The 21,629-nt window shown below is 70.1% G+C and carries 22 protein-coding genes; 9 read left to right on the forward strand and 13 right to left on the reverse strand.

The features are described from left to right. Nucleotides 1-10: 10 nt before the first annotated feature. From ABS78_RS06405 to hemF, 3 genes are all read right to left on the reverse strand, one after another. Complete coding sequence (locus ABS78_RS06405) at nt 11-610, reverse strand: GNAT family N-acetyltransferase (RefSeq protein WP_293376202.1); 600 nt, start codon at nt 608-610, stop codon at nt 11-13. Beyond that, nucleotides 610-1,440, reverse strand: a complete 831-nt coding sequence (locus ABS78_RS06410; protein WP_293376204.1) for a ChbG/HpnK family deacetylase — start codon at nt 1,438-1,440, stop codon at nt 610-612. The genes ABS78_RS06405 and ABS78_RS06410 overlap by 1 nt, the downstream gene beginning before the upstream one ends. Before the next feature lie 76 nt (nt 1,441-1,516). Further along, nucleotides 1,517-2,395 (reverse strand): oxygen-dependent coproporphyrinogen oxidase, encoded by an 879-nt coding sequence (hemF, locus tag ABS78_RS06415; RefSeq protein ID WP_293376206.1) that lies wholly within the window; start codon nt 2,393-2,395, stop codon nt 1,517-1,519. Nucleotides 2,396-2,788: 393 nt separating this feature from the next. Between hemF and petA the strand changes: the two genes are divergently transcribed. From petA to ABS78_RS06430, 3 genes are read left to right on the forward strand one after another with little or no spacing between them, the layout of a single operon-like run. Next, nucleotides 2,789-3,334: a ubiquinol-cytochrome c reductase iron-sulfur subunit gene (gene petA, locus ABS78_RS06420; protein ID WP_293376345.1), complete on the forward strand. Its 546-nt coding sequence runs from the start codon at nt 2,789-2,791 to the stop codon at nt 3,332-3,334. 5 nt (nt 3,335-3,339) lie between these two features. After that, nucleotides 3,340-4,659, forward strand: coding sequence for a cytochrome b N-terminal domain-containing protein (locus ABS78_RS06425; RefSeq protein WP_293376208.1), 1,320 nt, complete (start codon nt 3,340-3,342; stop codon nt 4,657-4,659). Between the two features lie 8 nt (nt 4,660-4,667). Next, a complete protein-coding gene (locus ABS78_RS06430) occupies nt 4,668-5,513 on the forward strand; it encodes a cytochrome c1 (protein WP_293376210.1) in 846 nt (281 codons plus the stop codon). An 85-nt stretch (nt 5,514-5,598) separates the two neighbouring features. On the opposite strand, the gene ABS78_RS06435 is transcribed toward ABS78_RS06430, so the two are convergent. After that, nucleotides 5,599-6,405: an aspartyl protease family protein gene (locus ABS78_RS06435; protein WP_293376212.1), complete on the reverse strand. Its 807-nt coding sequence runs from the start codon at nt 6,403-6,405 to the stop codon at nt 5,599-5,601. A gap of 61 nt (nt 6,406-6,466) precedes the next feature. Between ABS78_RS06435 and ABS78_RS06440 the strand changes: the two genes are divergently transcribed. Beyond that, nucleotides 6,467-6,934: a hypothetical protein gene (locus ABS78_RS06440; RefSeq protein WP_293376214.1), complete on the forward strand. Its 468-nt coding sequence runs from the start codon at nt 6,467-6,469 to the stop codon at nt 6,932-6,934. Here ABS78_RS06440 and ABS78_RS06445 read toward each other — a convergent pair whose 3' ends face one another. The 5 genes from ABS78_RS06445 to ABS78_RS06465 all read right to left on the reverse strand — a co-directional run bounded on the left by ABS78_RS06445 (nt 6,935) and on the right by ABS78_RS06465 (nt 11,591). Further along, nucleotides 6,935-7,615 (reverse strand): dienelactone hydrolase family protein, encoded by a 681-nt coding sequence (locus ABS78_RS06445; protein ID WP_293376216.1) that lies wholly within the window; start codon nt 7,613-7,615, stop codon nt 6,935-6,937. Continuing rightward, nucleotides 7,615-8,301 carry a dienelactone hydrolase family protein gene (locus tag ABS78_RS06450; protein ID WP_293376218.1) on the reverse strand — a complete coding sequence of 229 codons (687 nt, stop codon included), beginning with the start codon at nt 8,299-8,301 and terminating at the stop codon, nt 7,615-7,617. Before ABS78_RS06450 ends, ABS78_RS06445 begins: the two co-directional genes overlap by 1 nt. A 32-nt stretch (nt 8,302-8,333) precedes the next feature. Next, nucleotides 8,334-9,431 (reverse strand): redox-regulated ATPase YchF, encoded by a 1,098-nt coding sequence (gene ychF, locus ABS78_RS06455; protein WP_293376220.1) that lies wholly within the window; start codon nt 9,429-9,431, stop codon nt 8,334-8,336. 336 nt (nt 9,432-9,767) lie between these two features. Then, complete coding sequence (locus ABS78_RS06460) at nt 9,768-10,919, reverse strand: epoxide hydrolase family protein (RefSeq protein ID WP_293376222.1); 1,152 nt, start codon at nt 10,917-10,919, stop codon at nt 9,768-9,770. Nucleotides 10,920-10,991: 72 nt separating this feature from the next. Next, nucleotides 10,992-11,591 carry a TetR/AcrR family transcriptional regulator gene (locus ABS78_RS06465; protein ID WP_293376224.1) on the reverse strand — a complete coding sequence of 200 codons (600 nt, stop codon included), beginning with the start codon at nt 11,589-11,591 and terminating at the stop codon, nt 10,992-10,994. Between the two features lie 95 nt (nt 11,592-11,686). Here ABS78_RS06465 and ABS78_RS06470 point away from each other — a divergent pair, with 95 nt between their 5' ends. From ABS78_RS06470 to ABS78_RS06480, 3 genes are all read left to right on the forward strand, one after another. Further along, on the forward strand, nt 11,687-13,081 hold the full coding sequence (locus ABS78_RS06470; protein ID WP_293376226.1) for a carotenoid oxygenase family protein: 1,395 nt from the start codon (nt 11,687-11,689) through the stop codon (nt 13,079-13,081). Nucleotides 13,082-13,095: 14 nt separating this feature from the next. Beyond that, on the forward strand, nt 13,096-14,145 hold the full coding sequence (locus ABS78_RS06475) for a DUF2855 family protein (protein ID WP_293376228.1): 1,050 nt from the start codon (nt 13,096-13,098) through the stop codon (nt 14,143-14,145). Nucleotides 14,146-14,220: 75 nt separating this feature from the next. Next, nucleotides 14,221-16,110: an alkyl sulfatase dimerization domain-containing protein gene (locus ABS78_RS06480; protein WP_293376230.1), complete on the forward strand. Its 1,890-nt coding sequence runs from the start codon at nt 14,221-14,223 to the stop codon at nt 16,108-16,110. A 4-nt stretch (nt 16,111-16,114) separates the two neighbouring features. On the opposite strand, the gene ABS78_RS06485 is transcribed toward ABS78_RS06480, so the two are convergent. Next, a complete protein-coding gene (locus ABS78_RS06485) occupies nt 16,115-17,050 on the reverse strand; it encodes a GlxA family transcriptional regulator (protein ID WP_293376232.1) in 936 nt (311 codons plus the stop codon). Between the two features lie 117 nt (nt 17,051-17,167). On the opposite strand from ABS78_RS06485, the gene ABS78_RS06490 reads away from it, so the two are divergent. Then, complete coding sequence (locus ABS78_RS06490; protein WP_293376234.1) at nt 17,168-17,854, forward strand: DJ-1/PfpI family protein; 687 nt, start codon at nt 17,168-17,170, stop codon at nt 17,852-17,854. Nucleotides 17,855-17,860: 6 nt separating this feature from the next. On the opposite strand, the gene ABS78_RS06495 is transcribed toward ABS78_RS06490, so the two are convergent. Continuing rightward, nucleotides 17,861-19,339 carry a porin gene (locus ABS78_RS06495; RefSeq protein WP_293376236.1) on the reverse strand — a complete coding sequence of 493 codons (1,479 nt, stop codon included), beginning with the start codon at nt 19,337-19,339 and terminating at the stop codon, nt 17,861-17,863. A gap of 235 nt (nt 19,340-19,574) precedes the next feature. On the opposite strand from ABS78_RS06495, the gene ABS78_RS06500 reads away from it, so the two are divergent. Further along, the gene (locus ABS78_RS06500; RefSeq protein ID WP_293376238.1) at nt 19,575-20,117 is read left to right on the forward strand and encodes an AAA family ATPase; all 543 of its coding nucleotides are present in this window, start codon (nt 19,575-19,577) and stop codon (nt 20,115-20,117) included. A 4-nt stretch (nt 20,118-20,121) separates the two neighbouring features. Here the strand turns inward: ABS78_RS06500 and nadC are convergent, their stop codons facing one another. Beyond that, nucleotides 20,122-20,976 carry a carboxylating nicotinate-nucleotide diphosphorylase gene (gene nadC / locus ABS78_RS06505; RefSeq protein WP_293376240.1) on the reverse strand — a complete coding sequence of 285 codons (855 nt, stop codon included), beginning with the start codon at nt 20,974-20,976 and terminating at the stop codon, nt 20,122-20,124. Continuing rightward, a complete protein-coding gene (locus ABS78_RS06510; RefSeq protein WP_293376242.1) occupies nt 20,973-21,584 on the reverse strand; it encodes a TetR/AcrR family transcriptional regulator in 612 nt (203 codons plus the stop codon). Before ABS78_RS06510 ends, nadC begins: the two co-directional genes overlap by 4 nt. Nucleotides 21,585-21,629 lie beyond the last annotated feature (45 nt).

Here is a 21,629-nt window from a genome sequence, read left to right on the forward strand (position 1 = left end):
ACCGCATCGCCTACGCGCCGATCGCCATCCAGACCACGCTCGGGGGTCCCACGTCCGCGATCCGGCGGAAGCCGTAGACCTCGTAGAAGCGCTGCGCCCGGGTGTTGGCGGCCTGGCAGCCCAGGTGGGCCCGGCCGCCGATCCGCGCGAGCCACCGGTCCATGAGCGCCTTGCCGACCCCGCGGCCCTGGAGCCGGGGCAGCAGGTCGATATGCAGGTGGGCGGGGGCGAGATCGACCACCGCCTGCGGATTGGTCGGCGGGCGATGGATGTGGAAGGCGTCCCAGTCGTCGCGCGTCCGCTTCGGGGCGGGAATGTCCGCCGTATCGGGATGGCGCGCCCGGAGCGCCGGCCACCACTGGGCCTCGCAGCGCGCCTCGAAGGCGCGGGTGTCGGGCGCGCCCAGGATGTAGGCGGCGACCCCTGTCTCGTCCTCGGCCACGAAGGCGTATTCCGGGTGAAGGGCGGCGTAGGGTGCGGCGTAGATATCGCCGATGATCCGCGGATCCCGGTACAGATGCGTGGCGTCCCGGCCCTCGTCGCCGGTCTTGAGGCAGATGTCGTAGAGGGCCGGCAGGTCGTCGGGCCGGTAGGGGCGAATCTCGACCATCAGCCTCTTCTCATGAGGTCCCGGAGGGGGGCGAAGCTGATGAGCGTCGCCCCTGCCGCCGCGATCCTGGCCGCAAAGCCGGGATGGGTCATCTCGGCGTAGTCCCCCGCCCGGATGTCGGCCTCGGCCGGGTCGTAGGCCCGGAGTTCCGCGCCATCCTCGACAGGGTGAAGGAACAGCTCGGTCACGCCGGGCCGCAGCGCATCCAGCCGTTCGGCCAGGGCGCCGCGCGGGCGGCCCCACAGGTCGACCATGTGGTCGGGATGGACCAGGCCCGCCTCGGACGCCTGGGCGCGAGCCGGAACGCCCAGGACCGCCTCGGCCCTCGCGCCGAACATGCGGATCGGGAGGCGGTAGTCGTGGCCCAGGCGCACGAACAGCGCATGGTAGCGGGGATCGAGCTGCATCGTCCCCATGTGCGTGTCCAGGTGCGTGACGTCGACGCCCCAGGCCAACGCTTGGTCGATCTGTGCGCGGCACTCGGCCTCGACGTCGGCGAGGTCGGCGCGGTCCCACACCTCGGCGGCCGTGCGCGGCATGAAGCCTTCCCTGTCATGCAGGGAGGCGGCTCCCGTGAGCGCGCGCCAGCGGTAGCCGGGATACTCGCAGGTGAGCGTCAGGTGAACGCCGATCCCGCCGGCGGTCGGCCGCCGCACGGCGTCCAGCGCCCAGGGGCAGGGGACCATGAGCGTGGCGCTGGTGGCGACGCCTCGGTCCATGACGTCATGGATCGCCCGGTTGGCTGCGGCGCTGGACCCCAGGTCGTCGCAGTTGACGATCAGCAGCTTCGCGTCGGGCGCGTGCCCCAGGCGTTCGGCGAGGCTCGCCATCGTCCCAATCTCCCCAGCCCCAGCGCCCGGGCGTGATCCCCGCGGGTATGCGGGTATAGAGCGCCCGTCCTCGCGCCTAAGTCCAGGCGACCGTGGGCGGCATCGACGAGAGGATCGTTTCGATGTTGCCGCCGGCCTTCAGGCCGAACATCGTCCCGCGGTCGTAGAGCAGGTTGAACTCCACGTAGCGGCCGCGGCGCACGAGCTGCTCGGCCCGTTCCGCCTCGGTCCAGGGCTCGTTCATCCGGCTCCTGACGATCCTCGGATAGACCTCCAGGAACGCCTCGCCGACGGCGCGTGTGAAGGCGAAGTCCTTCTCGAAGTTCCCGGTGTCGTGCCGGTCGTAGAAGATGCCCCCGATCCCGCGCGGTTCGTTACGGTGAGGCAGGAAGAAATACTCGTCGCACCAGGCCTTGTAGCGGGCGTGCCATTCCGGATCGAAGGCGTCGCAGGCGGCCTTCATGGCGGCGTGGAACACCTTGGCGTCGTCCGCGTCCTGACTGCGGTGGGCGTCGAGCATCGGCGTCAGATCGGCCCCGCCGCCGAACCAGCTCTCGGCGGTCGATAGGAAGCGGGTGTTCATGTGCACGGTCGGCACGCGCGGACTCAGGGGGTGCACGATCAGGCTGATGCTGGCCGACACATAGGAGGGGTCCTTGTCGGCGCCGGGCATCTGGGACGCCATCTCGGGCGAGAACCGCGCGGTGGCCGCCGACGTGTGGACGCCGGCCTTTTCGAACAGCCGACCGCGCAGATGGCCGCCCGTCCCGCCGCCCACGCCCGTCTCGCGCGTCCAGGGACGGAATTCGAACCGGCCCGCAGGTCCCCCGTAGAGGTCGGGCGCAGCCTCGTCTTCCAGGCGTTGCAGTTCCGCGCAGATGCGCTGCTGCAGACTCTCGAACCACGCCTTTGCGCGGTCGCGGCGGTCCAGGATCTCGGGGGGGAGCGACGACATGGCCGTCTGCTAGCGCGCATCCCGGCAAAGGGAAATCCGTTTGGCGGCGCCCGCACGTTTCGCATCGGGCGGCATGTGGCGGTTTTATCCCGATCCGTCCGATCCCGGCGCAGGGGCCCGCTGTCGGGGCGCTTTTCCGGATTGTCCGGTTGAAAAAGGGCTGAACGCATTCTAAGGCCTCTCGCCATCGGGAGCAGCCGGGGCGCAGGGGTGCGAATCACGGGCCGGCGGGCAGGATGTCCGCAAGTGGTTCGTGGCGTAGACCAGGGCCTTCGACCACTTCCGGGAACGGTCCTGCGGCGGTCATCCGTCGTGGGCCGCTAGCATTTGGGCTGCGGGGCGATTGCAACGCGGCCCCTATCGAAGGGTAGCTTCAAGGTGGCCGACACCGTCGTGGGCGGAACTCCCGACCAACACGCCTCAGGCTCAGGCGACGACCCGAGCCGTCGCGACTTCATCCACATCGCCGCCGGCGCGGCGGCTGTGGGCGCCGTGGGCGGCCTCGTCTGGCCGCTCATCGACCAGCTCAATCCGTCGGCCGACACGCTGGCGCTGGCGTCGATCGAGTTCGACCTGACCAAGGTGTCTCCGGGCCAGCAGGTGGTCGTGAAGTGGCGCGGCAAGCCGCTGTTCGTCCGCAACCGCGAGCCTGTGCAGATCGCCGCGGCGGTGAAGGACGACAATGCGCCCATGCCCGATCCGCAGAAGGACTCGGATCGGCACAAGCCCGGCAAGGCCGAGTGGCTGGTCCTGATCGGCACCTGCACGCACCTGGGCTGCGTGCCCACGGTCGGCGGCGGCGACTACGGCGGCTGGTTCTGTCCCTGCCACGGTTCGCACTACGACCTGTCCGGCCGCATCCGTAAGGGTCCGGCGCCCCGGAACCTCGAAGTGCCGACCTACGCCTTCCTCTCCGACACCAAGATCAAGGTGGGCTGAACCCGATGAGCGGACATTCCACCTACGAACCCAAGACGGGCGTCGAGCGCTGGCTCGATACGCGTCTGCCGATCGTACGCTTCATGTACGACACGGCGCTCGACTTCCCGACGCCCAAGAACCTGAACTACTGGTGGACCTTCGGCGGCATCCTGGCGCTGATGCTGGGCATCCAGCTGGTCACCGGCATCGTGCTGGCCATGCACTACGTGCCGCACGTGGATCACGCCTTCGCCTCGGTCGAGCGCATCATGCGCGACGTCAACTACGGCTGGCTGATCCGCTACATGCACGCCAACGGCGCCTCGATGTTCTTCCTGGCGGTCTACCTGCACATGTTCCGCGGCCTCTACTACGGCTCGTACAAGGCCCCGCGCGAGGTGCTCTGGATCCTGGGCTGCGTGATCTACCTCGCCATGATGGCCACGGCCTTCATCGGCTACGTGCTGCCCTGGGGCCAGATGAGCTTCCACGGCGCGGTCGTGATCACCAACCTGATCGGCGCGCTGCCCATCGTGGGCGAGCCGATCACCACGCTCCTGTGGGGCGGCCCGGCCGTGGACAATCCCACGCTGAACCGCTTCTTCTCGCTGCACTACCTGCTGCCGTTCGTGATCGCCGGCGTGGTGATCCTGCACATCTGGGCGCTGCACGTGCCGGGCAACAACAACCCGACCGGCGTGAACGTGAAATCCAAGGCCGACACGGTGCCGTTCCACCCGTACTATACGGTGAAGGACGGGTTCGCGATCGCGGTGTTCCTGCTGCTGTACGCCGCCTTCGTGTTCTACAACCCGAACGTCCTGGGCCACGCCGACAACTACATTCCGGCCAACCCGCTGGTGACGCCCGCGCACATCGTGCCCGAATGGTACTTCCTGCCGTTCTACGCGATCCTGCGGGCGGTTCCGGACAAGCTGGGCGGCGTGCTGCTCATGTTCGGCGCCATTGGCGTGATGTTCGTCCTGCCCTGGCTCGACACCTCCAAGGTGCGGTCCATGCGCTATCGCCCGACGGCGCGCCTGTACTTCTTCATCTTCGCCTTCTTCTGCCTGGTGCTGGGCTACTGCGGCGGCCAGCTTCCGGACGACCCGGTCCTGGGCTCGCCCAGCGGGCTGAAGCTCCTGGACGCGGACATCAACAGCTTCGTCTGGCTGAGCCGCGTGGCGACGGTCTACTACTTCGCCTACTTCCTGGTGATCCTGCCGATCCTCGGCCTGACCGAGAAACCGCTGCCGGTTCCGGAATCGATCTCCGAACCTGTCCTGTCGCATCCCGCCACGACGCCGGCCGGCGCCGTCGCGTCGCCTGAAAAGAGGGGCTGAGCCTGAAGATGCTGCGCAAAGGTATCGCGCTCGCGGCGCTGGGGCTGGCTCTCGTGGGCGGCCCGGCGTTGGCCGCCGGCGGTCATCAGGAGATCCACCCCCAATCCTGGTCGTTCGACGGCCCGTTCGGGAAGTTCGACACGGCCCAGCTCCAGCGGGGCTACAAGGTCTATCGGGAGGTCTGCGCGGCCTGCCACTCGATGAACCTGGTGTACTTCCGCAACCTGGGTCAGCCGGGGGGGCCGTTCTACGACCCGAAGTACAAGAACCCGAACGACAACCCGTACGTGAAGGCGCTGGCCGCCGACATCCAGGTCAACGACATCGATTCCGAGACCGGCGACGTCATCCAGCGTCCCGCCATCCCGGCCGACAAGTTCCCCTCGCCGTTCCCGAACGACGCGGCGGCGGCGGCGTCGAACGGCGGCGCGGTCCCGCCGGACCTGTCGGTCATCACCAAGGCCCGGACCGGTGGGCCGGACTACATCTACTCGCTGCTGGTCGGCTACAAGACGCCGCCGGCCGGCCTGAAGATCGGGCCGGGCCAGAACTACAACGCGGCCATGCCGGGCGACCTGTCGGCCTTCTGGAGCGGCGACCACAAGAAGGTGCCGCCCGGCGGTTTCCTGGCGATGCCGCCGCAGCTTGCGCCCGACAAGGTGACGTTCGACGACGGAACCAAGTCGACGGTCGAGCAGCAGGCCAAGGACGTCACCGCCTTCCTCGCCTGGGCCGCCGAGCCCAAGCAGATCGAGCGCAAGTCGTTCGGCTTCGGCGCGATGATCTACCTGCTGATCTTCACGGTGCTGCTGTACTTCAGCTATCGCCGCGTGTGGCGGAACGTCGCCCACTGAGGGCGGCCGCAGCAGGTCGAGCTTCAGCCCCCGTCGGATCTCCGGCGGGGGCTTTTCGTTGGCCATCCCGCAGGCGCGGATCGCTTCAGCGCGCAGGCCGGACGATCAGGCGCCCGGCGGGGAAGTCGAACCGCAGCCGGAAATGGGCCAGCACGGCGCCGCCCAGGACGCCCGCCACATCGCCGTCGGGCTTCATCAGCCCTGCGGCCACGTCCCGGCCCACGGCGCCAGCGAACCGCACCTGCGGCAGGCGGGCCAGCCAGACGCCCTGGGGGTAGAGTTCGTCGGGCCGCGACGCGCCGGGGGTCCGCGCCAGATCGTCGGCGAGGCGCACCGGCGCGTTGGCGCCCGTGGCGACGACGAAGCGGCCACGGACGGCGACGACGTCGTCCGAAACCTCGGCCTCGGCGGTCGGGCGGCCGGCGTCCCATGACAGGGGCATGACCGAGCCCTGGAACTTCGGCGCCTCCCCCGGTCGCCACAGGCGTACGCGGCACGGCGCGTACGAGACGTCCACCACGAAAGCCCGCAGCACGTCGGCGCCGATCACGCCACCGCTGGGCGTGGGAAGGTTCCAGTTCCGGACATCCAGGTCGGCGACGTTCAGCGTCGCGCCGCGCACCGTCATCCCGGCCAGCCGGACATCCCCGGTCAGGCGATCCTCGGCGATCCCTTCCATCCGGGCCTTGGTCTCGTGGAGCTGGGTGGTCGGCGAGCCGGTGTCCAGGATGTAGTCCGCGGCGACGCCGCCCACCACGGCGGGCACGGTGATGACCCCCGCCTCGAACCGGCACGCGACTTCGCCCGCGCCGGCGCGGCCGGCGGACATGGCGAAGAGGCCGGCCCAGCAGAGGGCCGCCGAGGCGCGGACAGGGAGGCGGATTCGGGCCACGCACGATCATAGCGCCACTTTCCGCCTTATCGCGGCCCCGGCTTGCCGTCACACTGGCGGCATGGCTCACAAGCCCGCCTGGCGGAACTTCAAGCGCACCCAGGACCTCACGGTCGCCACCGCCTTGCTCATCTACGCCGGCGCGGTGGTGAATGCGTTCGGCCGCCTGCCCGGCGAGCCGCTGCTGATCGCCCAGCGCACGCTGGTCTGGCCGGCGGTGTTCCTGTCGCTCTCCCTGGCCTTGCCGCTCGTCGTCGGCGCGATCCGCCGCAGCCTGGCCCGCTATGTCTGGATGAGCTTCCACGCCGGCTTCGGGCAGACCGCCAGCTCGATCCTGTGGGGCGTGGCCCTCTTGGGCGGCGCCGCCGCGCTCATCTACTGGCAGATCGGCGCCGCCGCGGCGGGGGGACGCTACCCCGCCGGCGTGTTCTCGGGCTACGCCGCCGGCATCGGCATCCTGGCCGCCCAGGCGATCCTGGTGCGTGTGCTGGAGCGCCACCCCGAGGTGAGGCGTCAGATCGAGGAGTAGCTAAGCCTCGGCCCGCCCGCCGCCGTTGCGGGCGAAGAGCTGGACCGTGCGCAGGCGCGACAGCCGCGCGCTGTCGGCGTGGAAGCCGTTGGGGGCCACGAAGGCGTGCCCGGCCTCGTACATGTAGACCGGCAGGTCGGGGTGCGCCGCGCGGATCGCCTCGACGTCGGCGGGCGGAATCAGCTCGTCGGTCTTGCCCAGATGCAGGAGGGTCGGGACCCGCGGCGTTTCGGAGAGATAGTCGACGATCTGGCCACCATAGTACGAGGCGACGGCCGAGAGCCCCGTGCAGCGCGCCGAGGCCAGCCAGGCGGTCGTGCCGCCGAAGCAGAAGCCCAGCAGGAAGACTGGCGGCGCGAGGGTGTCGATGGCCGCCTGCACCGCGTCCAGCACCTCCGCGCCCCATTGCGTCGCGCGGGCGAAGCCATCCTGCTGCGCATATAGCGCCGGATCGGTGTCGGCCGTCGCGAACCCTTGCTGGAAGCGGTCGAACAGGCTGGGGACCAGGGTCTCGTAGCCGTCCTCGGCGAAGCTGTCGGCCAGGCCGCGGAGGTGGGGCGTCACGCCCCAGATCGCATGGCAGACCACCAGCCCGCCCCGCCGCGCGTCCCCCGGCGCAGCCCGATAGGCGTCGAAGGCGAAGCCGTCGGCGGCGCTGAGAACCTGGACCGTCTCGCCCATCAGCCGGGGGCCTGAGCCTTGTCGAACAGTTCGAGGGTCCGATGGCGGGCGAGGTCCGCCGCCTCGGCGCTGTAGCGTTCGGGGCTCTGGTTGTTGAACCCGTGGCCCGCGCCTTCGTAGATGTAGACCGGAACCGTCTCCCCGTGATGCTCGGCGATCGCGGCGGCGACGTCGTCGGCGGGGATCCCGGCGTCGGTGCGGCCCAGGTGCACGATGGTGGGGCACATCGGCGTCAGGGCCGCGTTCGCCTGGACCATCGAGCCGTAGTAGCTGGACGCCGCCGCCAGGCCTTCCACCTTCGCCGCCGACAGCCAGGTGAGCGAGCCGCCGTAGCAGTAGCCCACCACGCACACCTTGCCGCCATGCTTGGCCAGGAAATCGCGGCATGCGGCGATGTCGGCCAGCGCCTGTTCCATCGGCGTGGCGCGGGCCTTCTCGATCCCGGCCTTGATCCCGGCGTCGTCGTGCTCGGCGTGGAAGTCGCGCTGCAGGCGGTCGAACATGGCCGGCGCGATGGCCTCGTACCCCATCTTGGCCCACCGCTCGACGTCGGCGCGCACGTGGCGGTCGATGCCGAAGATCTCCTGGATCACGATCACGCCGCCCTTGCGGGGCGTGAACGCGGCCTCGTGATAGGCGGTGAACTCGAAGCCGTCGGCTCCGGCCAGCCTGATCGTATCGCCCATCCTCGGCTCCTCCTGGGTTTCGGCCGTGTATCTCAGACGTTGAAGCGGAAGTTCATCACATCGCCGTCCTGGACGACATACTCCTTGCCTTCCTGGCGGAACTTCCCGGCCTCGCGCGCGCCGGCCTCGCCCTTCAGGTTCACGTAGTCCTCGTAGGCGATGGTCTCGGCCCGGATGAAGCCCTTCTCGAAGTCGGTGTGGATCACGCCGGCGGCCTGGGGGGCGGTGTCGCCCTTGTGGATCGTCCAGGCGCGGGCCTCCTTGGGGCCGACCGTGAAATAGGTCTGGAGGCCGAGCAGGTGGTAGGCCTCGCGGATCAGCCGGTTCAGCCCGGGCTCTTCGAGGCCCAGGGTCTCCAGGAACTCGGCGCGCTCCTCGGGATCGAGCATGGCGATCTCGCTCTCGATCTGGGCCGAGATCACCACATGGTCGGCGCCGTCGCGCTTCGCCCGCTCGGCCACGGCGTTCGACAGGTCGTTGCCGGTGGCGGCGGACGCCTCGTCGACGTTGGAGACATAGAGCGCGGGCTTCGAGGTCAGGAGCTGGAGCATCCGCCAGCCCTTCTCGTCCTCGGCGCCCACCTCCGCCTTGCGGGCGGGACGGCCGGCGTTCAGCTCCTTGAGGGCGAGCTGGACGAGGCGAAGGGTCTGGGCGCTTTCCTTGTCGCCGGTCTTGGCGCGCTTCTCGAGATTGACGACCCGCTTCTCCAGGCTCTCCAGATCGGCCAGCATCAGCTCCGTCTCGATGGTCTCCAGGTCGGCCAGCGGGTCGACCTTACCCTCGACGTGGGTGATGTCGTCGTCGATGAAGCAGCGGGCGACGAAGGCCACGGCGTCGCAGTCGCGGATGTTGGCCAGGAACTGGTTGCCCAGGCCCTCGCCCTTCGACGCGCCGCGCACCAGGCCGGCGATGTCCACGAAGTTCATCCGCGCCGGGATGATCTCCTTCGACGGGATGATCGCCGCCAGCTTGTCCAGGCGCGGCTCGGGCACGGCCACGTCGCCGGTGTTCGGCTCGATGGTGCAGAACGGATAGTTCGCGGCCTGGGCCGAGGCGGTCTGCGTCAGCGCGTTGAACAGGGTCGACTTGCCCACGTTGGGCAGCCCGACGATGGCGACTTTCAGGGCCATGGAGAGATCGGAGTCCTTCGAAAACGGCGGGCTGCCTAGCACGAGCGGCGCGGAGCGCGAAGCGGACGGGCGGGCAAGCCGTGCTGGAACCCCGAAAAACACGAACGGGCGCGAGAAATGGCGTCCCGTCCCCTCGATGCCGCGAAGCGGCGCCTGCCGGCTCCAAGGAACCACGGAAAACGCGGAAAACCACAGAAGGCGAAGCTGCGATTCCGTGTCCTTCTGTGTTTTCCGTGGTTTGCAAAAAAGGCCGAGCTTCCGCTTGCACGGAGGCTCGGGGACGGCCACCTTTCGTGTCCGTTCGTGCTTTTCGCGGTTCGCTCGAGGCGCGGCGCGTCAAACGGCCTCGCGGCCCCAGGCGCGGACCTCGTCCACGTACAGGTCCGGTTCCTCCATCGCGGCGAAGTGGCCGCCGCGGGGCATGTCGGCCCAGCGGACGATGTTGTAGGCCCGCTCGGCGAAGCTGCGGGGCGGGGCGGAATAGAGCGGCTCGCCGGGGAAGTTGGCGAAGGCGGTGGGCGTCTCCACCCGCTCGCCGGGCGCGAAGGCCACCCGGCCCTCCTCGATCAGGCCCCGATAGTACCAGGCACCGGTCGCGAAGCTGTCGGTCATCACATAGATCATGATGTTGGTGAGCAGGCGGTCCTTGCCGTAGGCCTCGTCCAGCGTCTTCGCCGACAGGTCGGACCAGTCGTGGAAGCGCTCCAGGATCCAGGCGGCCTGGCCCACGGGATTTCCAGCCGCCATCCAGGCGATCGACTGCGGCTTGGAGGTCTGGAGCCGGAAGTAGGCGCCCATCATGTCCATGGCGCCGGCCTGGCGCTGGGCCCAGGCGATCTCGGCCTCGCTCCGGGGGCCGTCGGCGGGCCGGAATCCCAGCATGTTGAGGTGGATCGCGCGGGCCGTTTTGCCGTGCTCGCGGCCCAGCCACGAGGTGACCATCGCGCCCCAGTCGCCGCCCTGGGCCAGGTAGGTGGAATAGCCCAGGACGTCGGTCATCAAAGCGTTGAACAGCCGCGCCGTCGTCCGCTGGCCGACGGGCCGCGCCGGCTTCGACGAGAAGCCGAAGCCGGGCAGGGACGGGATGACGAGGTCGAAGGCGTCCGACGCCTGGCCGCCGAAGCGTGAGGGGAACGCCAGCTTCTCGATCGCCCCCCAGAACTCGTAGTGCGAACCCGGCCAGCCGTGGGTGATCAGGAGCGGTCGCCGCCCGCCGGCCTCGCCGACCACGTGCAGGAAGTGCAGGTCGTAGTCCTCGACCCTGGCCGTGAACTGGGGGAAGCGGTTGAGGTCGGCCACGGCCGCCCGCCAGTCGTACCCGCCCGTCCAATGCTCGCAGACCTCGCGCAGCCAGGCGCCGTCGCAGCCATAGGCCCACCCGTCGGGGACGGCGGGCGCCGGCGGCCAGGGATAGTCGCGCACGCGGGCCAGCACCGCCTCGACCTGGGCGTCGCTCCAGGCGACCTCGAAGGATTTGGGTTGGGTCATGGCGCGTCCTCCCGCTGTTTGCGGCAGGGTGCGCGCGGCGACGTGGGGGCCGTCAAGCGGCGGCGTATCGGCTCACCCCTTGGTCGCCAGCCCCTTCGCCAGGGCCTGCGACATGCGGTGGTGCATGGCGAGGGCGCTGCCGGGCGGAAGCTTGCCGGCCATCTCCAGCACCACGACGCCGTGGGTCGCCGCCCAGAACATGGTGCCGATCTCCTTGGAGTCGCCGCGCATGTCGCCGGTCTCGATCTGGTCCTTGACCCAGGCGGTCATGGTCTCGCGCGCGCGTCGTCCGGCTTCCGCGAGGTCGTCGTGCGTGTCGTCGATCGGCTGGTTGAGGTCGAACATCAGCTTGTAGGTGTGCGGGTTCTCGAACGCGAACCGGACATAGGCGTCGCCCACCGCCGCGCCCTTGGCCCGCGCGCCCTGGACCGAGTCCCGCGCCGCCTCCAGGGCCTTGGCGAAGCGGGTGAATCCGTTGGTCCGCACGGCGGCCAGGATATCGTCCTTGTCCTGGAAATAGCGGTAGGGGGTCATCGGCGAGACGCCCAGCTCGGCGGCGAGCTGGCGCATGGTCACCGCGTCGGGACCCTTCTCGGCGAACAGCCGCTCGGCCGCGGCGCACATGCGTTCGCGGAAGTCGGCGACATCGCTCTCGGTCAGGACACGCGGCATTCGACTCGCTCGCACAGAAATCGCTTGCCAAGGGGTACGGCCTGCATAATGAATTTACAACGTAAGTTACAACGGGTCCTGTGGGAGGGACGGTCATGGACGGCGACGCGCGCATCAATCCCTATCTGGCCGGCAATTTCGCGCCGGTCCGGTCGGAGGACGATTTCGATCTGACCGTGAAGGGCGAGATCCCCGCGGGCCTTCGCGGAGCCCTGTTCCGTATCGGGCCCAACCCGCAGTTCGAGCCGCGCGATCCGAACCACCACTGGTTCGGCGGCGACGGCATGGTCCACGGCTTCTACGTGGCCGACGGCAAGGTCAGCTATCGCAACCGCTACGCGCGGACTCCCAAGTGGGAGTTGGAGCACCAGCACGGCCGCTCGCTGTTCGGAAGCTTCGGCAATCCCATGACGACCGATCCCCTGGCCATGGGCAACGAGGGCGGCGTCGCCAACACCAATATCGTCTGGCACGCCGGGAAACTGATGGCCCTGGAAGAGGGGCACCAGCCCTTCGAGATGGATCCCAGGACGCTGGAGTCGAAGGGTTATGTGCGGCCCTACGCCGGGCGGGTCACGGCGCACCCCAAGATCGATCCGGTCACCGGCGAGATGATCTGGTTCGCCTATGGCGTGGGTCCCATGCCGCTCTCGGCCGGCATGAGCTACGGGATCACGGATGCGGCCGGCGACGTCGTGCGGCGCAGCGACTTCCAGGCCCCCTACGGCTGCATGGTCCATGACTTCATGGTCACGGCGAACCACGTGCTGTTCCCCGTCCTGCCCCTGACCGCCAGTCTGGAGCGCGCGATGGGCGGCAAGCCGGCCTTCGCCTGGGAGCCGGAGAAGGGGTCGTACGTGGGCGTCATGCGCCGCGACGGCGACGTGGCCGACATCCGCTGGTTCAACACCGAGGCCTGCTACGTCTTCCACCCGCTGAATTCGTGGGAGGAGGACGGCAAGATCGTCTGCGACGTCATGCGCTACGACGTGGCGCCCCTGTTCCCCAACGCCGACGGCTCTCCGGGCCAGAAGGCGGCGGCGCGCATGGTGCGCTGGACGTTCGATCTGAACGGCGCATCCGACGCGATCCAGGAGACCCCGCTGGACGACCTGGACGGCGAGTTCCCCCGCGTCGATCCGCGGGTCGAAACCCGCCGGCACCGCCACGGCTGGTACGCCGGCGAGACGATGGGCTCGGGCACCGTCCGGATGAACGCCATCGCCCACCTCGATCTCCAGACCGGGCGCCGTCAGGTCTATGAACTCACCGGCGGCGACGCCACCTCCGAGCCCGTGTTCGTGCCGCGGACCGCCGACGCGCCCGAGGGCGACGGCTGGCTGACGGCGGTGGTCTGGCGGGCGGCGGAAAACCGCTCGGACCTGCTGATCTTCGAGGCTCAGGACCTGGAGAAGGGGCCGATCGCCACGGCGGAGCTGCCGCGCCGGGTGCCGTTCGGCTTCCACGGCAACTGGGCGGCGATCGACTGAAGAGAGGGACTTCGATGCGTGGCTGGGACCTGCTCGTCGATCGGGGCGACCTCACGAAGACGACCCTCGTCGAGGTCGATCCCGACGCCGCGCTGGCGCCGGGCGAAGCCCTGCTGGCGGTCGAGAGTTTCGCGCTCACGGCCAACAACGTGACCTACGGCGCGGTGGGCGACCAGATCGGCTATTGGCGGTTCTTCCCCGCGCCGGCCGGGCAGGGCCGCATCCCGGTCTGGGGTTTCGCCCGCGTGGTCCGCACCCACGCGCCCGACGCGCCCGTGGGCCTCAGGCTGTTCGGCTACTGGCCCATGTCCAGCCACACGATCGCGCGCCTGGAGCGGCGGGGCGACGGCTATGTGGAGATCTCGGCGCACCGGGCGGAACTACCGCCCACCTACAACGCCTACCAGGCCGCGCCAGGGGCCCCGGACGATGACTGGCGCTCGCTGCTCCGGCCGCTGTTCATGACCTCGTTCCTGCTGGACGATCAGCTCTCGGACGCGCCGCTCAAGACGCTGGTGCTGTCCAGCGCCTCGTCCAAGACGGCGCTGGGCCTGGCGTGGCTGGCGCGCCGGCGGGGTGTCCGGGTCGTCGGCCTGACCTCGCCCGCGCACATCGCCGTCCTGGAGCGTACGGGCCTCTACGATGATGTGGTCGCCTATGCAGATGTCCCGGCCCTGAAGGCGGACGGGCCCGCGGCCTACGTGGATTTCGCCGGCCGCGCTGCGGTCACCCGCGATGTCCATACGGCCCTGGGCGCCGCCCTGACCGTCAGCCTGGGCGTCGGCCTGACCCATTGGGACGCGAGAACCGCACCCCGGCCGGACATCCCCGGGGTGACGCCTGTCTTCTTCTTCGCGCCCGACCGCATCCGCCAGCGCGCCAAGGACTGGGGCATGGCGGGCTTGGACAGCCGCTTGCAGGCGGTACTGGGCGACTTCATCCGCGAGAACGCCTGGCTGAAGCTGCGCCACCATGCCGGTCCGGACGCGCTGAGGTCCCTCTACGCCGAGGTCGTGGCGGGCCGGGTCCGGCCTGACGAAGGCCATATCGTCAGGCCCGCTTGAAGTCCCGAATGTAACCTGCGGTACAGTGGCCGGCGTCCGGGCGGCGCAGGTTCGCCCGAACCTCGGGAGGGAACCATGAGACTGTTCGCGGGCGCGGTGCTGGCCGCCGTACTGGCCCCCGTATCGGCCGCCGCCCCGGCCCTGGCCGCGGGGCCGGACTTCGCCGACCACCGGGACTTCGATTTCGCCGATCGCGGCTTTGTCGGCACGCGCACGGATCCGAAGATCACGGCGGCCGACGGCCGCGTGGTCTGGGACCTGTCGGCCTTCGATTTCCTGAAGGGGCCGGCGCCGGCCAGCGTGAATCCCAGCCTGTGGCGCCAGTCCCAGCTCCTGGCCCGCCACGGCCTCTTCGAAGTGACGCCCGGGGTCTGGCAGGTGCGGGGCTTCGACCTGGCCAACGCCACCTTCATCGCCGGCAAGACCGGCTGGATCGTCATCGACCCCCTGACCAGCGCCGAGGCGGCGCGCGCGGCGCTCGATCTGGCCAACGCGAAGCTGGGCGCCCGGCCGGTCGTGGCGCTGATCTACACCCACAGCCACGCCGACCACTTCGCCGGCGCGCGGGGGATGGTGGCGCAGGCGGACGTCGACTCCCGCAAGGTGCAGGTGATCGCCCCCGAGGGCTTCCTCGAGCACGCCGTCAGCGAGAACGTCATCGCCGGGCCGGCCATGGGTCGGCGGGCGACCTATCAGTTCGGAAGCTTCCTGCCCAAGGGACCCCAGGGCCTTGTGAACGCTGGCATCGGGCCGGGCCTGAGCGCCGGGACCCAGACGCTGATCCCCCCGACCGTCGACATCACCCGGACCGGACAGGCCCTCACCATCGACGGCGTGCGGCTGGAGTTCCAGCTCACCCCGGGGACCGAGGCTCCGGCCGAGATGAACATCTGGCTGCCCGACCTGAAGGCGCTGTGCCTGGCCGAGAACGCCAACGCCACCCTGCACAACGTGCTCACGCCGCGCGGGGCGCTGGTCCGCGACGCCAGCCAGTGGGCGGCCTATCTGGGCGAATCCCTGCGGCTGTACGGCGACAGCGCCGAGGTGCTGTTCACCAGCCACGCCTGGCCCCGCTTCGGACGGGAGGTGATCGCCGACTACATCGAGAAGCACCGCGACGCCTACAAGTACCTCCACGATCAGACGGTCCGGCTGATGAACGACGGCCTGACCGGCCCCGAGATCGCCAATCGCATCCGTCTGCCCGAGGTGCTGGACCGGGAATGGTACAACCGCGGCTACTACGGGACGATGAGCTTCAATTCCCGGGCGGTCTATCAGCGCTACATGGGCTGGTACGACGCCAACCCGGTGAACCTGGCGCCGCTGGATCCGGCCGACGCCGGCGCCCGCTATGTGGCCATGATGGGCGGGCGCGACGCCGTGCTGGCGGCGGCGCGGACGGCGCACCAGGCCGGCGACGACCGTTGGGCCGGAGAGCTGGCCAACCGGCTGGTGATGGCCGACGCCGGCGACACGGCGGCGAAGGCGCTGCTGGCCAGCGTCTACGAGCGCCAGGCCATCGGCGCCGAAAGCGCCATCTGGCGCAACATGTACCTCTCGGGCGCGCAGGAACTGAGGGACGGGGTGCGGGCGGCCGCACCTCAGAGCGCGTCGCTGGACTACATCCGCAACACGCCGACGCCCATGCTGCTGGACCTGTTCGCCGTCCGGCTCGATCCCGACAAGGCCGGCGCCTCCTCGGTGGCGGTGGACCTCGTCTTCCCCGACCGCAAGGAGCGGTTCCGCGTGCGGGTGAAGCATTCCGTCCTGACCTACGAGGCCGATCCCGCGGCGGGGACCGCCGACGCCGTCTACACCCTGCCGCGAGCGCAGTTCCTGGCGGGGGCGTTGGGCGGCGCCGATCTGTCGAAGGCCGCGACCTCCGGCGACCCGGCCGCCCTGGGGCGGCTGCTCTCCTGGCTGACGCCGCCGCGAGCGGGCTTTCCCATCGTCACGCGCTGACGGCTCACCGTCGGGCGGCCCGGCGCAGCGCCTGAGGCGGCTGGCCGAACGCGCGGAGAAAGGCGCGGCGCATGCGCTCGGGGTCGCCGAAGCCGGTCAGGCCGGCCACCCGGTCGATCGGTTCGACGCCTGCCTCCACTGCCGTGCGCGCGGCCTCCAGGCGCAGGCGTTCGACCGCCTTGGCGGGCGTGGTTCCGGTCTCGGTGGTGAAGGCGCGGGCGAAGTTGCGCGGGCTCATGGCCGCCTGCGCCGCCAGCCGTTCGACCGGCAGGGCTTCGTCCAGATGCGCGCGCATCCAGTCCATGAGGTCGCCGAACCGCCCCGTGCGCCCCCCCAGCTCCACCAGGGCCGAGAACTGCGACTGCCCGCCCGGCCGCCGCTGATGGACGACGAGTTGCTGCGCCGTGCGCCGCGCGACCTCGGCGCCCAGGTCGTCCTCGATCAGGGCGAGCGACAGATCGATTCCGGCGGTGATGCCGCCCGAGGTCCAGACGTCGCCGTCGCGGATGTAGATCCGGTCCGCATCCAGCCGGACGTCGGGATACCGGCGCCCGAAGTCGTCGGTGCGGCTCCAGTGGGTGGTGGCGCGCCGGCCGTTCAGCAACCCGGCCTCGGCCAGCAGGTAGGCGCCCGAACACACGCTGGCGTGGCGGCGGGTCGTCACGGTCTTCAGCCACGCCACGATGGCGACCAGATCCTCCAGCGCCCGCGTTCCGTCGCCGCCCGAGACGATGACGGTGTCGAACCGCGCATCGTCCAGCGGCCGCGCCCCCATCCGCACGCCCGACGAACTCTCGACCTCGCCGCCGTCGGGCGCGAGTACGGTGAAGGCGTAGCTTCCGGGCCGGAACCGCTCGGCGATCTCGAAGGCGGCGACGGGGCCGGCGGCGTCCAGGATCTGGAAGCCGGGGAACAGGACGAGGCCCACCTTGCGCGTCATGGCAGAAATCGTTGGATCATTGTCATTTCAGACAGACTCTGCGCTGCCTAGGGTCGCGGCGTCAACTGGAAGACCCGTCCACCCGAGGACGGTCAGCCCGCAGGACGGAGACGCCTCATGGCCAAGACCCGCATCGTGTTCGCGCTCTACCCTGGCGTGACCCACCTGGACTTCACCGGTCCGCACCAGGTGCTGGTCCGCACGCCCGAGTCCGAGGTGGTCGCGGCCTCGCTGGGCGGAATCGACATCGAGGCCGAGGGGCTGACGTTCTCGAACCTCGCCGATCTGGCGGCGATCGATCGTTGCGACGTGCTCTGCATCCCGGGGGGCTTCGGTACGACGGCGGCGATCCACGACGAGGCTTTCATGGCGCAGATCCGGCGCCTGGGGGCAGGGGCGACCTACCTGACCAGCGTCTGTACGGGTTCGCTGATCCTGGGCGCCGCCGGGTTCCTGAGGGGGCGGCGGGCGGCCACCCACTGGGCCTGGCGCGGCGAGCTGCCGGCGTTCGGCGCCACGGTGGGCGAAGAGCGCGTGGTGCGGGACGGCAATGTCATCACGGGCGGCGGGGTGACGGCGGGCATCGACTTCGCCCTGGTCCTGCTGGAGGAGCTGGCCGGCCGCGACTACGCCGAGGCGATCCAGCTCGGGCTGGAGTACGCGCCCGCTCCGCCCTTCGAGTCGGGCCGCCCCGAGCTGGCGCGGCCCGAAGTGCTTCAGGTGGTGCAGTCGCGCATGGCCGCCGGCGGCGCCGCGCGGGCCGCCGCCACCGCCGAGGCCGCGGCGAAGCTGGCGCGGGCCTGAGCGGGCTTAGAAGGAAACCTGGCTGCGGAGGGCGACGACGTTGGCCTCGTCGCCCACCTGGACCCCCGTCGGGCTCAGGCGATCCACGTCGATGTGGAGATACTGCAGCTGGAAGCGATACAGGGCGTTCGGGTGCCAGTTGAGGGCCACCGTCGCGACCGACTGTTCCCCGCCGCGGATCCCGAGGATCGGGGTCGCGGTTCCGCGAGCCCCTTCGCCTGAGTTGAGGTCCAGAACGCTGTAGCGCGCCGCGATCTCCAGGGCGCCCCACTGGCCGTCGGCCGGACTGAACGCCGCCTTGGGCTTGACGCCTCGGAAGCTGCCGGTCTGGCCGGACCACTCGTGGTGTTCGCCGGTGAGCGTCCAGGCGCCCTGGACGTACCATCCGCCGAAGCGCGGATTGAAGCCGCCGATGCGATCGACGTCGATCCGGAACACTTCGCCCGACACGTGCAGGTTCCGATAGGATACGCCCAGTTCGCCGCCGTACACGGTCATGTCCTTGGCCCGGATCGCGCCGGTGTCCACGAGCCGCGTCCCATCGACGCGAAGTTCGGGCCGCTCGCGGAAGCGCAGTTCGGTGACCGTGACCGCCCCGGGGCCGGTGTCGGCGACCTTGAAGATACCCTGCAGGCTGGCGCCCGCGTGCACCGCCCAGTCCTCGCCGGCCAGCGGGGTGAAGGCCACGCGGGCGATATAGCCGCCCTGTTCGTCGAACTCCGGAGTCGACGTCCCGACCGTGCCGCCGGTCAGCACGAGCGAGCCGAACCAGCGGTCCCCGTTCGCCAGGACCCCGACTCCCGAGCGTGCGTCGCCGCCGGCCAGGTTCCGCACCATCTCGGCCACGGCCGGCCGTTCCATGAACGAGGCCTCGGCGTTGCTGATGGCGTCCTCCAGTCCGGCCGACGGCGCCCAGCCGCCGATACGGAGGCGGATCGGGTTCTTCAGGCTCGCGGGCCGCCAGCCGGCGTATTCGAGGAACGCCTGGTTCAGGACCGGCGACTCCGTTCCGCTGCCGCCGAATTCGGTGATCAGGCTGTAGTTCCAGTGCTTCTGGAACGTGCCCTCCAGACCGATCCGCGCGCGCCGGAAGTTCGTGCCCGAGTTGAGATCGGTCGTCCCGGCCCTCTCGTCGTAGGCCGCGGCGTCGAACTGGATCATCGAGCGGATCGCGAACTTCGAGCCGTCCGGCGTGGTCAGGGTCGGGCGGCCATTGGGCAGGCTGACCATCGCCTCCGGAGCCCTGCGGGTCTCGCCGCCCCCATTCTGGCCCCCATTCTGGCCCCCGTTCTGGCCCCCGTTCTGACCGGTCTTCTGGGCCGCGGCCCTGGTGGTTTCGGCCTTCAACTCGGCCAGTTCGCCGGTCAGGGCGGTGATCCTGGCTTCGAGGGCGGCGATCCGCTCCTCGGTGGTCTGGGCCAAGGCCGGGGTCGAAGCCCCCGTCAGAAGGGCGGCGAGGATCGCCGTCCGGGTGGTGGCGTTCATTCCGGGCAGCCTTCCATTCCCAGTCAGCCTTCCGCCCGCGGAAGGGGAGGACGCCGCGCGCGCAGATGATCGGGCGGTCAGCGGCATCCGGGTTCTCGCCAACGCAGATGTGCGCCACCTTCCGGCTCGCACGGCTGGCGATCTCTCTGCGCGGATTCCTGATTTCGGGCGACAGGTAATGCGCCGCCCGCGGAGCCGGCCTCGCGGTCCGCGGCCGTTCGGCTATGCTCCGGGCATGAGCCGCATCGTCATTGTTTCGGGGCCGCCCGGCGCAGGGAAATCCACCGTGGCGCGTCGGCTCGCCCAGCGGATCGCCGCCCCGCTGGCGATGCACCTGCGGGCCGACGACATCTACACCTATGTGCAGAAGGGTTTCACGCCCCCGTGGATGCCCGAGGCGCATCAGCAGAACCTTGTCCTGGCGGCGGCCACCGCGGTCCAGGCGGCGACCTGCGCGGCGGGGGGCTATCAGGTCTTCGTGGACGGCGTCGTCGGGCCCTGGTTCCTCGATCCCTGGCGGCGCGAGGCGGCGGCCCGCGACCTCGACCTCGACTATGTGGTCCTGATGCCGGACGAGGACGAGGCGGCCGCCCGCGCCGCCGGCCGGCAGGGGCTCGGCGACATGACCGACGCCGAGGTGGCGCGGCGCGTCTGGCGCACCTTCCGGAACCAGCCGCTGGTCGAGCGGCACAGGATCGACAGCACGGGGCTCGATGTCGGGCAAACGCTGGACGCGGCGCTGGTCGGTCTTGCGGACGGCCGGTTCCGCCTGGGCTGAGGGCTCAGCCCTCCACGGCGTCCAGGCCGATGTCGAGGACGCGGACGGAATGGGTCAGGGCGCCCACGCTGATCACGTCCACGCCCGTCTCGGCGATTTCGCGCACTGTCTCCAGGGTCACGCCGCCCGACGCCTCCAGGGGGAGGCGGCCGTCGACGATCCGGACCGCCTCGCGCATGTCGGCCAGCTCGAAATTGTCCAGCATGATGACGTCGGGGTCGCCGGCCAGCGCTTCCTGGAGCTGATTCAGGCTGTCGACCTCGACCTCCACCTTCACCAGGTGGCCCGCGAAGGCCTTGGCGCGCCGAACGGCTTCGCCCACGGAACCGCAGGCGGCCACGTGGTTGTCCTTGATGAGGATGGCGTCATCCAGGCCGAAGCGGTGGTTGACCCCGCCGCCGCAGCGCACGGCGTACTTCTCCAGGGCGCGCAGGCCGGGCGTCGTCTTCCGGGTGTCGGTGATGCGCGCCTTCGTGCCGGCGACCGCGTCGACGTAGTCCTGGGTCAGGGTGGCGATGCCGCAGAGGCGGCCCAGCAGGTTCAGCGCCGTGCGTTCGGCGGTCAGGATCGCCCGCGCGTTGCCGCTGACCCGCGCCAGGGCGCTGCCGGCCGGCGCCACGAGGCCGTCGGCGCTCAGCGCCTCCACCGTCGCGGTGGGATCGATCTCGGCCAGGGTCAGTCGGATGCAGGCCAGCCCGGCCACCACGCCGCCCCTGCGGGCCACGAAGTCGGCCGTCAGTCGCGCATCGGCCGGTACGCAGGCCTGGCCGGTGATGTCGCCCGCGCGGCCCAGGTCCTCGGCCAGGGCGGTGCGGATGATGGGCTGGACGAGCAGGTCGGGTAGGGGATCGAGGGTCATGGTTGTCTGTCTTGCGCTTCCTGGGTGACGCCCGCGAGAAACCCGCGGATCAGGGTGAGAGTGGCGGCGCGGACTTCGAGGCTCGCCGCCTGGGGATCGGCCGCCACCGCGATGCGCAGCGCGCCCTGGACGAAGGCGCCGAAGACGAGATGCGAGAGCGTCGGCACGATGGCCTCGTCCAGCAGGCCCGCCTCGCCGAGATGGCCCATCGCGTGGGCGATGAGCCCGATGCACACGGGCTCCTGCAGGGCGATCCACTGCTCGAAACCCAGCACCGACGGACCGTCGATCAGCAGCAGCCGCCGGGCGTCGGCGGCTTCGTAGGCGTCGAACATCTTGCCCCCGCCCACGACGATCTCCTGCAACGGGTGCGTACCCTCGGCCATGGTGGAGACGTCCACGTAGCGGGCCACGTCGAGCATCACCGCGTCGCAGGCGGCGCGGAACAGGTCGGTCTTGTCCTTGAACTGGTAGTAGACCGCGCCCTTGGTCAGGCCCGCGGCGGCGGCGACCTCGTCGACGGACACCGCCGCGTAGCCGTTCTCGGCGAACAGCCGGCGGGCCTGGGCGACCAGGCGATCGCGATTGGTCAGCGGCGCCGTTGACATCATACCGTTGGTATGTCGATCATACTGCCGGTATGACAAGGGGCC

Source organism: Phenylobacterium sp. SCN 70-31 (genome assembly GCF_001724605.1).
Classification (GTDB): Bacteria; Pseudomonadota; Alphaproteobacteria; order Caulobacterales; family Caulobacteraceae; genus Phenylobacterium.

Coding starts and splice junctions, on each gene's coding strand:
- ABS78_RS06405 (WP_293376202.1), bottom strand. CDS start 610: ATGGTCGAGATTCGCCCCTACCGGCCCGACGACCTGCCGGCCCTCTAC.
- ABS78_RS06445 (WP_293376216.1), bottom strand. CDS start 7,615: ATGGGCGAGACGGTCCAGGTTCTCAGCGCCGCCGACGGCTTCGCCTTC.
- ABS78_RS06430 (WP_293376210.1), top strand. CDS start 4,668: ATGCTGCGCAAAGGTATCGCGCTCGCGGCGCTGGGGCTGGCTCTCGTG.
- nadC (WP_293376240.1), bottom strand. CDS start 20,976: ATGACCCTCGATCCCCTACCCGACCTGCTCGTCCAGCCCATCATCCGC.
- ABS78_RS06425 (WP_293376208.1), top strand. CDS start 3,340: ATGAGCGGACATTCCACCTACGAACCCAAGACGGGCGTCGAGCGCTGG.
- ABS78_RS06480 (WP_293376230.1), top strand. CDS start 14,221: ATGAGACTGTTCGCGGGCGCGGTGCTGGCCGCCGTACTGGCCCCCGTA.
- hemF (WP_293376206.1), bottom strand. CDS start 2,395: ATGTCGTCGCTCCCCCCCGAGATCCTGGACCGCCGCGACCGCGCAAAG.
- ABS78_RS06495 (WP_293376236.1), bottom strand. CDS start 19,339: ATGAACGCCACCACCCGGACGGCGATCCTCGCCGCCCTTCTGACGGGG.
- ABS78_RS06465 (WP_293376224.1), bottom strand. CDS start 11,591: ATGCCGCGTGTCCTGACCGAGAGCGATGTCGCCGACTTCCGCGAACGC.
- ABS78_RS06485 (WP_293376232.1), bottom strand. CDS start 17,050: ATGACGCGCAAGGTGGGCCTCGTCCTGTTCCCCGGCTTCCAGATCCTG.
- ABS78_RS06510 (WP_293376242.1), bottom strand. CDS start 21,584: ATGTCAACGGCGCCGCTGACCAATCGCGATCGCCTGGTCGCCCAGGCC.
- ABS78_RS06410 (WP_293376204.1), bottom strand. CDS start 1,440: ATGGCGAGCCTCGCCGAACGCCTGGGGCACGCGCCCGACGCGAAGCTG.
- ABS78_RS06490 (WP_293376234.1), top strand. CDS start 17,168: ATGGCCAAGACCCGCATCGTGTTCGCGCTCTACCCTGGCGTGACCCAC.
- ABS78_RS06470 (WP_293376226.1), top strand. CDS start 11,687: ATGGACGGCGACGCGCGCATCAATCCCTATCTGGCCGGCAATTTCGCG.
- ABS78_RS06475 (WP_293376228.1), top strand. CDS start 13,096: ATGCGTGGCTGGGACCTGCTCGTCGATCGGGGCGACCTCACGAAGACG.
- ABS78_RS06450 (WP_293376218.1), bottom strand. CDS start 8,301: ATGGGCGATACGATCAGGCTGGCCGGAGCCGACGGCTTCGAGTTCACC.
- ychF (WP_293376220.1), bottom strand. CDS start 9,431: ATGGCCCTGAAAGTCGCCATCGTCGGGCTGCCCAACGTGGGCAAGTCG.
- ABS78_RS06500 (WP_293376238.1), top strand. CDS start 19,575: ATGAGCCGCATCGTCATTGTTTCGGGGCCGCCCGGCGCAGGGAAATCC.
- ABS78_RS06440 (WP_293376214.1), top strand. CDS start 6,467: ATGGCTCACAAGCCCGCCTGGCGGAACTTCAAGCGCACCCAGGACCTC.
- ABS78_RS06460 (WP_293376222.1), bottom strand. CDS start 10,919: ATGACCCAACCCAAATCCTTCGAGGTCGCCTGGAGCGACGCCCAGGTC.